Consider the following 12088-nt stretch of genomic DNA (forward strand, 5'->3'; position numbering starts at 1 on the left):
CATTATTTAATGCGATGCCGTCCTGTAAATATTGTTTATCCTGGAGAATAGTTTCCGCAGCTTTAAGGGCTAACGCATTACAGTTAAAGGGCTGACGAACTCGGTTTAAAATATCAGCTATTTGCGGATTTGAAATAGCATAACCAACACGTAACCCGGCTAAACCATAAGCTTTTGAAAAAGTGCGTGACACAATCAGGTTAGGGAACGCGTCAATCCACGCTATCGCATTACCGCGAAGCGCCGGATCGGCGTACTCAAAATAGGCTTCATCTAATACCACTAGCACATTTTCAGGTACTTTAGATAAAAAGGCGTTAAGCTCTGCTGGTGTTAAAAATGTGCCGGTTGGATTATTGGGATTGGCAATAAAAATAAGCCGGGTCTTACTGGTAATGGCAGCGGCCATTGCATCTAAGTCATGACCGAAATCTTTAGCTGGAACGACGACTGCTTTTGCACCAATAGCTTGGGTCACCATGGGGTAGACCACAAAAGCATACTGCGAAAATATCACTTCATCTTGTTCACTGACAAATGCACGTGCAATCAACTCAATCAGATCGTTGGATCCATTGCCCAAGGTCACTTGATTTAAGTTGACTGCATATTTGGTTGCCAGTGCTTGTTTGAGGTAATAACCATTGGCATCAGGATAGCGCGTTAATTCACGCAACTCTTTTTGCAGAGCGACTTTAACTAAATCACTTAAACCCAATGGATTTTCATTAGAAGCCAGTTTTACAATATTGCTAATGCCAAGCTCACGCTCTAGCTCATCAGTGGGTTTACCTGCTTGATAAGGGCGCAGCTTTTGCACGCCACTATTAGCCAGTTTTGAAAAATCACAACTCATCTGCTATTCCTAATTAACGCTTTTTTTTCTCGAAATCAGACATAAAGTCAACTAATGCCTGCACACCTTCAATCGGCATCGCATTGTAGATGCTGGCACGCATTCCCCCCACTAACTTATGACCTTTAAGTGTCAACAGTCCGGCAGCTTTTGACTCGATTAAAAAGGCATCATTTAAGCTTTCATCGGCCAATGTAAACGGGATATTCATGCGGCTGCGTACACTATTATCAACGTTATTAGCATAAAAGTTGGAGTTATCGATAAAGTTGTAAAGAAGCGCTGCCTTGGCAATATTTTTCTTTTCCATTTCAACCAGACCGCCCTGATCGATAAGCCATTTAAAGACTAATCCCGCCAAGTACCAGGCATAAGTTGGCGGCGTGTTATACATAGAGCCCGCATCAGCTTGTACTTTGTAGTCTAAAATAGAAGGAATTACCTGACGCGCTTTACCCAGCAGATCATCGCGAACAATGACTATCGCCAAACCCGAAGGGCCTATGTTTTTTTGCGCGCCCGCATAGATAACACCAAATTTGGATACATCGATAGGCCGCGACAAAATTGTCGAGCTCATATCAGCAACCAGCGGTACAACACCGGTTTCCGGTATATCAAAAATCTCAATACCCTCAATCGTTTCATTCGGGCAGTAATGTACATAAGCCGCGCCGGCATTAATTTTCCAATCAGCACCGGGCTGCACAGCCACTTTTCCAGCGGCAGTTTCCGTGATGATATTCGTTTCGGCAATACGGGCATGTTTTTTCGCTTCAGCAACGGCATGTTTAGACCATTGCCCGGTTAACAGATAATCGGCATCTAACTTATCATCAAGCAGATTTAATGGCACAGCTGCAAACTGTCCACGACCACCACCATGACAAAATAACACCTTGTAATTATCAGGAATCTCCATCAAATCACGCAGGTCTTGCTCAGCCTGCAGCGCCATCGCGACAAATTCAGGGCTGCGATGACTGACTTCCATAACAGAAACCCCCATTCCCTGCCAGTTACAAAATTCTTGTTGTGCTTGTTGCATTACCGCTTCAGGTAGCATGGCGGGACCTGCACAAAAATTAAATATTTTAGTCATATGATTGTTCGTCTCTTAAAACAAAATAAGCGGCAAAAGCCGCTTATTTTAATGTCTGAATTGTTTATTCTTGGGGCTCAGATGACGTGTCGTCTGATGCAATGTCTTCAACTGCATCAGCGGCCTCTGCACTCGGTAACACTGTCTCACTCTCTACAGCCTCACCTTCCTCTTCATAAACAGGCGCATCCTTAATTTCATCAATCCGCTGCAAGGCAACAATTTTCTCATCTTCTGCAGTACGAATCAAGGTAACCCCCTGCGTATTACGGCCGACGATTGACACCCCATCAACACGCGTCCGTACCAGCGTACCTCTGTTGGTGATCAGCATGATTTCATCATTGTCATCAACTTGCACCGCCCCTACCACTTTACCATTACGCTCACTCACTTTAATTGAGATAACACCTTGCGTTGCACGGCTCTTCGGCGAGTAGTCTGAAAGTGGTGTACGTTTACCGTAACCGTTTTCAGTGGTGGTTAAGATATGGCCCGTTTCATTTGGCACAATCAAAGAGACAACTTTCTCGCCATCTTTAAGTTTAATACCCCGAACACCAGTTGCTGTGCGGCCCATTGGACGTACACCTTTAAACTTCATTTCCTGGTTGCCATTCTCATCTAAGATGGGTGCCCCCTCTTCATCAACAGCTAAGATCTCTTCCGATTCTTTAAAGCGAACTACTTTACCTGCATCAGAGAAGATCATGATCTCATTTGAACCATCAGTGATTTGCGCGTCAATTAACTCATTATCTTCATTCAAATTAATCGCAATCAGACCACTGGCACGCGGACGACTGTATGCACTTAATGCTGTTTTCTTAACTGTACCGTTGGCTGTCGCCATAAACACAAATTTATCGTCTTGATATTCACGAACAGGCAGAATCGTAGTAATACGCTCACCCTCTTCCAGCGGTAAGATATTTACAATTGGACGACCGCGCGCTTGACGTGAAGCAACAGGTAACTGGAATACTTTTAACCAGTATAAGCGGCCACGCGTAGAGAAACATAAAATCGTATCGTGGGTGCTGGCAACTAATAGTTTTTCGATGAAATCTTCATCTTTCATCTTAGTTGCAGATTTACCTTTACCACCACGTCGTTGCGCTTCGTAATCAGTCAATGGCTGATATTTAACGTAACCTTGATGGGAAAGTGTCACGACGACATCTTCTTCGGTGATCAGATCTTCGATGCAAAGATCGGTTTCACTGGCCATGATTTCGGTGCGACGCGGATCGGCATAATTTGCTCTAATTTCCATTAACTCTTCACGGATAACTTCCATTAAACGTTCCGGGTTTCCTAAGATAAATACCAAGGCTGCGATAATTTCAAGCAGCTCTTTGTATTCACCTAATATTTTTTCATGCTCCAGACCGGTTAATTTATGGAGACGTAAATCAAGAATTGCCTGCGCCTGAATCTCAGTCATGAAATATTGATTATCACGCACACCAAACTCAATCGCTAAACCGTCTGGGCGAGCCGCATCAACACCGGAGGCTTCAAGCATTGCCGCAACATTACCTAGCTCCCAACCCTGCAATTGCAGTTCGATTTTTGCCTCGCCAGGGGTGGCAGAGTTACGAATCAATTTGATAATTGGCTCAATATTTGCCAGTGAGATAGCTAACCCTTCAAGGATATGCGCTCTGTCTCTGGCTTTTTTCAGTTCGAATACAGTACGGCGTGTAACTACTTCACGGCGATGTAAAATGAACGCTTCCAACATCTCTTTTAGGTTAAACAGTTTAGGTTGACCGTGATCTAATGCAACCGCATTAATACCAAATGAAACCTGCATCTGCGTTTGTGCATAAAGGTTATTTAAAATCACCTCACCCACTTCACCACGTTTTACTTCAACTACCATACGCATGCCGTCTTTATCTGACTCATCACGCAGTGCACTGATACCTTCAATTTTTTTATCTTTTACCAGATCCGCAATTTTTTCAATTAAACGTGCTTTATTAACCTGGTAAGGCAGTTCATGAACAACAATTGTCTCACGCCCGGTTTTGTCATTAACTTCGATTTCAGCTCTTGCACGGATTTTTACTTTACCGCGTCCCGTATGGTAAGCATCAATGATACCTTTGCGCCCATTAATAATAGCGGCGGTTGGGAAATCGGGACCGGGAATATATTCAATCAATTCAGTAATGGTCAGATCGGAATTATCAATCAAGGCCAAACAACCATCTATCACTTCACCTAAGTTATGCGGTGGGATATTGGTTGCCATACCGACAGCGATACCTGATGAACCATTAATTAATAGATTCGGTATCTTTGTTGGCATAACTTCAGGAATATATTCGGTACCGTCATAGTTAGGTACAAAATCAACGGTATCCTTATCTAAATCGGCTAATAACTCATGGGCTATTTTGTCCATACGGATTTCCGTATAACGCATCGCAGCCGCACTGTCACCATCGACAGAACCGAAGTTACCTTGTCCGTCAATCAGCATATAGCGTAAGGAGAATGACTGTGCCATACGGACTATCGTATCGTATACCGCAGTATCGCCATGAGGATGGTATTTACCTATTACATCACCAACCACACGGGCTGATTTTTTGTAAGGTTTATTCCAGTCATTGCGCAATACACTCATTGCAAATAAAACACGGCGGTGAACCGGTTTAAGACCATCGCGCACATCAGGCAGTGCTCGCCCAACAATAACGCTCATTGCGTAATCAAGATAAGAGTTCTTTAATTCATCTTCAATGTTGATTGGAGAAACGTCAGAGGCAAATTCGCTCATAGAGACCTAAATCCTTAATTTATTATAATATCGACTGAATTTTAGTGAGTTGCGCATATTAGCATAAATCTGCCATGAATAAACGCATTCACAGCAAATGTTCGCCTGAATATGGGATAATGTGCAGTCTATACAAAAAAACAGCTTATGCCACGTTTTAAAACGATATGCCACTCAGAGATAACAGATCGTAAAATGAATTTATTATTAAAATTATCGGGTTATAATACGACGACTTCAGATAATAGAGTAAAGCGTATGCCTGCAAAAAATAATTCAATAACCAATAATGTCGATCCGAAAGAGATTGAAAAATTTTCCGCAATGGCTGAACAATGGTGGGATTTAGAAGGTGATTTCAAACCGCTGCATATGCTCAATCCAACTCGGCTTGCCTATATCGAACGCGGCGTTGACGGTTTATTTGGCAAATCAATTGTTGATGTCGGATGCGGTGGCGGCATCCTCGCTGAAAGCATGGCCAAACAAGGCGCAAAAGTGATTGGTATCGATATGGCACACGCTTCTCTGCAAATTGCACGCTTACACGCCCTAGAAACACAAGCTGACATTGATTACCGAAAAATAACGGCCGAGGAGTTTGCTTTGCAGCATGCGGGACAGTTTGATCTGGTCACCTGTATGGAGATGCTCGAGCATGTTCCCGATCCTGCGGCTATTATTCAAGCCTGCTGCGATATGGTAAAACCAGGTGGGACGGTTTATTTCTCGACCATCAATAAAACCTTTAAAGCCTATTTAATGATGGTATTAGGGGCAGAGCACCTTTTAAAATGGGTGCCAAAAGGCACACATGAATATGAAAAATTTATTCGCCCATCACAGCTGCTCAGCGCAATTGATAAAACAAGGTTAAATTGCATAGACTTATGCGGAGTAGAATTTAATATTCTGTCCGGTGAGTTTGTAATCACCAATAATGTCAATGTCAATTACATGTTACGTTGCGTGAAGCGTTAAAGTGTAAAAAGCGCAGCTTATTTCTATCTATAGAGCACTAGAAAAGGATTCGCGCTTTTTTACCACCGGTTAACATCAAACTAAAGGTTATCAAGCAAAAAGCTGGCTTATGGCAATGGGCTCAAGACATGCTTCAAGCTCTTCATCTGTGGTCGGCATCATACCTAATTCAAAAATCTCTCGAGAGCCGAGCATATAAGCACTGGTATCACCGTGATCATGATGAAACCACTTACCATGCAGGCAAATATCGGTATAGCATTTGGGTTGCATAAGTAATTTCATAATATCCCCCTTTCTGTTTTCAAGTCTAAGCGCATTCATTGAGGCACTTTCATTTAATGTTAGTCATCAACGGCACTAACAACTCATTAACTTCTCTATTTTTAGATAAAACTCAATAAAAAAGACAAATACACTGACATAGATCAATTTTCAAATCGCAGCAGGCAGAGCAGTTACAAACTTGTTCTGTTTTGTGTGATCTGCACAACCCAGTAAATAGACGACTAGAGTTAGGGGTTGTCTGAACAGATCTTTCAATAAAAAATAAATACCTCATAAATAAATGTACAAAAAATGACCTGGCTTCAAATTATGCAACTATTTTATTATTTAACAAACCTTACTTTTCCACTTAATCTTTTTTACAAATAAGCATTGCATTTTACAAAAAACAGCGCTGACTTACAGGTAAATGTTAGTCAGCACTAACCTGCTTTTTTATAACCAATTTTTCCACAAATAATCCATTTCAAGATCATAAATATTAACTTGATAAAAATAATAAAAACGTTATCTTGTGCCCCACAAATAAATCAAGCACAAGATGTAGTGTTTTAACTCTATAGCCATCAAATCTATTAAAGTAAAATCACTGCCGCCAGAAAGAAGGTAAACCGCATGAATAAAAACCTGTTTGTCACTAAACGTAACGGTAAAAAAGAACATATCGACCTCGAAAAAATTCACCGCGTCATTACTTGGGCTGCGGAGGGGCTAAATAACGTTTCAGTTTCACAGGTTGAGTTAAATTCACATATTCAATTTTATGACGGCATTCGTACCGATGATATTCATGAAACCATGATCAAAGCAGCCGCTGATCTTATTTCGGAAGAATCGCCAGATTACCAATATCTAGCCGCGCATCTTGCCGTCTTTCACCTGCGTAAAAAAGCTTACCGACGTTTCACGCCGCCCAGTGTTTTTGAACATGTCAGTAAAATGTGCTCTAAAGGCAAATACGATCCTCATCTGCTTGAAGACTACAGTAAGCAAGAATTTGAAGAGATGGAGAAATTCATCGTTCACGATCGTGATTTAAACTTCTCCTATGCCGCGGTTAAACAGCTGGAAGGTAAATACCTGATTCAAAACCGGGTAACAGGTGAAATTTACGAAAGCGCACAGTTTCTTTATCTCTTGGTGTCTGCCTGCTTATTTTCAAATTACGATAAATCGGTACGTTTAGATTACGTTAAACGTTTTTATGATGCAGCATCGCAGTTTAAGATTTCACTGCCGACGCCTATTATGTCCGGCGTTCGTACACCAACGCGTCAATTTAGCTCATGTGTATTAATTGAAACCGGCGATAGCTTAGATTCAATTAATGCAACAGCCAGCTCTATTGTAAAATATGTATCGCAACGTGCCGGCATAGGTATTAATGCAGGTCGAATCCGCGCATTAGGCAGCTCCATACGTGGCGGTGAGGCATTCCATACCGGTTGCATTCCCTTTTACAAATACTTTCAAACCGCTGTAAAATCATGTTCTCAAGGCGGTGTACGAGGCGGTGCAGCAACAGTTTTTTATCCTATCTGGCATCTTGAAGTTGAATCTTTACTTGTTCTAAAAAATAACCGCGGTATCGATTCAAACCGTGTCCGCCATTTGGATTATGGTGTGCAGTTAAGCCGATTGTTTTATCAGCGTTTAATTGAAAGTAAATCAATCACGCTCTTCAGTCCCTCTGATACACCAGGGTTATACGATGCCTTCTTTGAAGATCAAGACGAATTTGAGCGCTTATATACTTTATATGAGGGTGATCCAGCTATTCGCCAACAATCAATTTCCGCAGTTGAACTGTTCTCCTTATTGATGCAGGAGCGCGCCAGTACAGGCCGTATCTATATCCAGAATGTCGATCACTGCAATACGCACAGTCCGTTTGACAGCAAGGTGGCACCGATTCGTCAGAGTAACCTCTGTCTGGAAATTGCGCTGCCGACTAAACCGCTTGAACATATTATGGATGAAGAGGGTGAAATCGCACTCTGTACCCTATCCGCACTTAACTTGGGGGCGATTGAATCTTTAGATGAATTAGAAGAGCTTGCTGAATTAACCGTTCGCGCACTGGATAACTTACTGGACTATCAGGATTATCCGATTAAAGCGGCAGAAAACAGCAGTATGGCACGTCGCACACTGGGGATAGGCGTTATCAACTATGCTTATTATTTGGCTAAAAATGGTGTTAAATACTCAGATGGCAGTGCCAATAATCTAACCCACAAAACCTTTGAAGCGATCCAGTTCTACCTTTTAAAAGCGTCCAATAAACTTGCTGCCGAGCGCGGTGCATGCCCTAAATTTAATGAAACACGTTATTCGCAAGGTATTTTACCGCTGGATACGTATAAAAAATCAATAGACGAGATTTGTGATGAACCCTACCACCTAGATTGGGAAACATTGCGCAGTGATATTGTTAAACATGGTCTGCGTAACTCAACATTATCTGCATTGATGCCCTCGGAAACATCAAGTCAGATCTCTAATGCGACCAACGGCATTGAGCCTCCGCGTGGATTTATCAGTATTAAAGCCAGCAAAGATGGTATTTTAAAGCAGGTGGTACCGGAATTTAATAAATATAAAGACAACTACGAATTATTATGGACCATTCCTAATAACCAGGGGTATTTAGAGCTGGTCGGTATTATGCAGAAATTTGTCGATCAGGCTATTTCAGCTAATACCAATTATGATCCAAAACGTTTTGATGACGGCAGAGTGCCAATGACCAACCTCTTAAAAGATCTCTTAGTCGCTTATAAAATGGGCGTTAAAACATTGTATTACCATAATACCCGTGACGGTGCTGACGATGAGAATGTTATCGAAGATGACGACTGTGCGGGCGGCGCATGTAAAATATAACTGACTACTGAGTCTTCGTTTTGCCCGCTCTTTTTTGAACGGGCTTTTTAGTTTTACTGCTGCCTGATACTTTTCTTGAGCAGCCTCAGGCAGATAAATTCAGCATGGAGATGCAAAATGGCTTATACAACTTTTTCACTTATCCCCAATGACGCAATGAAAGAACCGATGTTTTTTGGTAATCCGGTCAATGTCGCACGTTATGACCAACAGCGCTTTGAAGTATTTGAAAGATTAATCGAAAAGCAGCTAAGTTTCTTCTGGCGCCCGGAAGAGATTGATGTAAGTCGGGATCGTATCGATTTTATGAACCTGCCGGATCATGAACAGCATATTTTTATCTCAAACTTGAAATACCAGACTCTGCTTGATTCAATTCAAGGCCGCAGCCCAAATATCGCCCTGCTGCCGATTGTTTCACTGCCAGAGCTTGAAACCTGGATTGAAACCTGGTCTTTCTCAGAAACAATTCACAGCCGCAGTTACACGCATATCCTGCGTAATCTATTTACCGATCCGGGTGAGGTCTTTGAAGATATTGTCAGTAATGAAGAGATCCGCAAACGGGCATCTGATATTGCCGGCTATTATGATGCACTGATCCATGCCACTCAGTTTTTTCAACTGCACGGTTTGGAGCAGAGTACGCTTGAATATATTAACCTACAGGGTGATAAAGAGCCGCTTTCACTGCGCGCCTTAAAGAAAAAACTGTATTTATGTATCTGCTCTATTAATGCCTTAGAAGCGATTCGTTTTTACGTTTCTTTTGCCTGTTCATTTGCTTTTGCCGAGCGCGATTTACTCGAAGGTAATGCTAAAATAATCAAACTGATTGCCCGTGATGAAGCCCTGCATCTAAATTCGACCCAACAGATCTTAAACCTCTGGGCGGATGGTAAAGATGATCCGGAAATGGCTGAAATTGCACTTGAATGTTTTTCGCAAGGCCGTGACATATTCCTGAAGGCGGCAGAGCAGGAAAAAGAGTGGGCAAAATATCTGTTCAAAGATGGCTCAATGATTGGCCTTAATGAGCAGATTTTATGCCAGTATGTTGAATATATTAGCAACCAGCGTATGCAGGCAATAGGTTACGAAGCGCCTTTTGATGTGAAAAGCAATCCAATCCCGTGGATTAACCACTGGTTAGTCAGTGATAACGTACAAGTTGCACCTCAAGAAACGGAAATCAGTTCTTACTTAGTGGGGCAAATCAACAGTAAAGTGGATAGCGAAGATCTAAGCAGTTTTGAGTTATAGGCGCGCATGTCACTAAAATTAACCGTCAACGGTATTGAATATCCATTAGATACCCAAAAAACATTGCTTGAGAATTTGGAAGCGCAGGAAATTTCAGTGGAATATCATTGCCGAGACGGCTACTGCGGTGCCTGCCGATGCCAACTACACAGTGGAGAAGTTGAATATAAAAACGATCCACTGGCTTATTATCGTGAGGGGGAGGTATTAACTTGTTGCAGCACCAGCAAAGACAATATAAGAATGAGCACCTATTAATTAAAGAAATGTAATAAAGGAAAAGCGCCAGATTTGTTTAACAGTGAGTTAATTCACAAATGTTTAACATACGCTATGGCGCTCTCTTTTTTCGTTTTTAAAATGCTTTACACTTAACTATAGATTTGGCTGTTGATAAGGATATTAAATTTACGCAATGCTAAACTTTTCGAGATTATCTTGCTGGTCAATCGGACTCTCTCTGTTATGCAGTCAATTTGTTTTCGCCAGTTCTGAATTTACCCAAGGGTATGAGGCAGCACAAGCGGGTGATTATCAACGTGCGATGCAGCTATGGAAACCATTGGCAGAGGCGGGTGATCCCGCTGCGCAATACACCTTAGGCTGGCTCTATGAAAGCGGTCAGGGTGTCACACAAAATTATACGCAAGCTATCTACTGGTATACAAAAGCGGCAGATAAAGGCGACGCTGCAGCACAATACGTACTGGCTACTATGTATAACAAAGGTACGGGGGTTATTTTAAATCATCAAGAAGCGGTAAAGTGGTTTTTAAAAGCGGCCAACCAAGGTGATGCGATCGCCCAATTCCAATTGGGTACACATTTTCAGCAAGGCTTAGGCGTTGTACAAAGTGATAGTGAAAGTTTGCATTGGTTTACTAAAGCGGCAACACAAGGACACCTCACAGCACAAATTAATCTTGGGAAAATATACCAGTCAGGCAGAGGTGTTGAACAAGATTACAATTTGGCCATTATATGGTATGACAAAGCAGCCTCACAGGGAGATGCCCTCGCCCAGTATCATCTCGGCCTTTTGCATGAGTATGGCAGGGGCTCTCCCCAAAATTATCGGCGAGCAAAATCTCTCTACTTAAAATCAGCAAATAACTATTATGCGCCTTCTGCTTACAAACTCGCTGAATTTTACGAGTTAGGAAAAGGGGGTGACAGCAATTTACAAGAAGCATTAAAATGGTACAAAGAGGCGGCCAATAAAAGCAATAGTGCAGCGCAATTCAAACTCGGGACTATGTACCAAAATGGCACGGGCATAGAACAAAATATTTACACGGCAATCGATTGGTACAATAGCGCCGCATTGCAGAATCATGCACAAGCGTTATATCGACTCGGTGTTATTTATGAACAGGGTGTTGTTGATAAAAAAGGACGGGATATAATAGCAAAAAATCCCGCAAAAGCGGTACAACGTTATCAAAAGGCTTCTCAACTTGGTTATAATTTAGCCCATGCACGATTAGCCCACCTGTATGAAAATGGCTTAGGCATTGCGGTGGATCTACAACAGGCGCTGAAGCTTTATCAACAATCGACACAGGAGTGGGCAATCGCGCGTTATAACCTATTGTCTAAACAATTACGCTGTTTTGACAGTGCAACAACCCAGCTATTTTCACTCCTTATTGCCTGCACCGATCGACAGACGTTACGAAAGCAGATAAAAACAGAAACAATAATCGCCATTGATGAAGATATTAACAATTTGTCGGATACCTATTTTACCGGGGCAGTTATACGTGGGAGCAGTGAACTCGAGGTAACATACACAAGAGAAGATCGCTTTGTCAGCGCAAAATATACCTTTGTGGGGAGAAGCAACCCGCAACTTATCGGCTTCATTAAAACCGATCTCGCCCAGAAATATGGTCAACCAGATAGCCAAACAGGTGAA

The 12088-nt window shown here is 42.0% G+C and carries 9 protein-coding genes; 5 read left to right on the plus strand and 4 right to left on the minus strand.

Annotated features, from left to right (window positions below; genetic code table 11):
* The 3 genes from hisC to gyrA form a co-directional block, all read right to left on the minus strand.
* A partial coding sequence (hisC, locus tag ACJAT7_RS14960; RefSeq protein WP_415227603.1) for a histidinol-phosphate transaminase occupies window positions 1–856 on the minus strand: 856 nt, incomplete at its 3' end.
* A gap of 13 nt (window positions 857–869) precedes the next feature.
* Window positions 870–1958: a 3-phosphoserine/phosphohydroxythreonine transaminase gene (serC, locus tag ACJAT7_RS14965; protein WP_415227604.1), complete on the minus strand. Its 1089-nt coding sequence runs from the start codon at window positions 1956–1958 to the stop codon at window positions 870–872.
* 64 nt (window positions 1959–2022) lie between these two features.
* On the minus strand, window positions 2023–4752 hold the full coding sequence (gyrA, locus tag ACJAT7_RS14970) for a DNA topoisomerase (ATP-hydrolyzing) subunit A (protein WP_415227605.1): 2730 nt from the start codon (window positions 4750–4752) through the stop codon (window positions 2023–2025).
* 258 nt (window positions 4753–5010) lie between these two features.
* On the opposite strand from gyrA, the gene ubiG reads away from it, so the two are divergent.
* A complete protein-coding gene (gene ubiG, locus ACJAT7_RS14975) occupies window positions 5011–5733 on the plus strand; it encodes a bifunctional 2-polyprenyl-6-hydroxyphenol methylase/3-demethylubiquinol 3-O-methyltransferase UbiG (RefSeq protein ID WP_415227611.1) in 723 nt (240 codons plus the stop codon).
* 90 nt (window positions 5734–5823) lie between these two features.
* On the opposite strand, the gene ACJAT7_RS14980 is transcribed toward ubiG, so the two are convergent.
* Window positions 5824–6018 carry a hypothetical protein gene (locus ACJAT7_RS14980; RefSeq protein WP_415227606.1) on the minus strand — a complete coding sequence of 65 codons (195 nt, stop codon included), beginning with the start codon at window positions 6016–6018 and terminating at the stop codon, window positions 5824–5826.
* A gap of 618 nt (window positions 6019–6636) precedes the next feature.
* Here ACJAT7_RS14980 and nrdA point away from each other — a divergent pair.
* The 4 genes from nrdA to ACJAT7_RS15000 all read left to right on the plus strand — a co-directional run.
* On the plus strand, window positions 6637–8907 hold the full coding sequence (gene nrdA / locus ACJAT7_RS14985; RefSeq protein WP_415227607.1) for a class 1a ribonucleoside-diphosphate reductase subunit alpha: 2271 nt from the start codon (window positions 6637–6639) through the stop codon (window positions 8905–8907).
* A gap of 117 nt (window positions 8908–9024) precedes the next feature.
* Window positions 9025–10170, plus strand: a complete 1146-nt coding sequence (nrdB, locus tag ACJAT7_RS14990) for a class Ia ribonucleoside-diphosphate reductase subunit beta (RefSeq protein WP_415227608.1) — start codon at window positions 9025–9027, stop codon at window positions 10168–10170.
* 6 nt (window positions 10171–10176) lie between these two features.
* Window positions 10177–10428: a class I ribonucleotide reductase maintenance protein YfaE gene (yfaE, locus tag ACJAT7_RS14995; protein WP_415227609.1), complete on the plus strand. Its 252-nt coding sequence runs from the start codon at window positions 10177–10179 to the stop codon at window positions 10426–10428.
* Window positions 10429–10585: 157 nt separating this feature from the next.
* The coding region (locus tag ACJAT7_RS15000; protein ID WP_415227610.1) for a tetratricopeptide repeat protein at window positions 10586–12088 on the plus strand (1503 nt) is incomplete at its 3' end.

Origin of the sequence: Psychromonas sp., from assembly GCF_047632995.1 — a bacterium.
Taxonomy (GTDB): domain Bacteria; phylum Pseudomonadota; class Gammaproteobacteria; order Enterobacterales; family Psychromonadaceae; genus Psychromonas.

Bases quoted from the DNA above. Each gene is read 5' to 3' on its own strand.
- serC (WP_415227604.1), bottom strand. From the start codon at position 1,958: ATGACTAAAATATTTAATTTTTGTGCAGGTCCCGCCATGCTACCTGAA.
- gyrA (WP_415227605.1), bottom strand. From the start codon at position 4,752: ATGAGCGAATTTGCCTCTGACGTTTCTCCAATCAACATTGAAGATGAA.
- ubiG (WP_415227611.1), top strand. From the start codon at position 5,011: ATGCCTGCAAAAAATAATTCAATAACCAATAATGTCGATCCGAAAGAG.
- ACJAT7_RS14980 (WP_415227606.1), bottom strand. From the start codon at position 6,018: ATGAAATTACTTATGCAACCCAAATGCTATACCGATATTTGCCTGCAT.
- nrdA (WP_415227607.1), top strand. From the start codon at position 6,637: ATGAATAAAAACCTGTTTGTCACTAAACGTAACGGTAAAAAAGAACAT.
- nrdB (WP_415227608.1), top strand. From the start codon at position 9,025: ATGGCTTATACAACTTTTTCACTTATCCCCAATGACGCAATGAAAGAA.
- yfaE (WP_415227609.1), top strand. From the start codon at position 10,177: ATGTCACTAAAATTAACCGTCAACGGTATTGAATATCCATTAGATACC.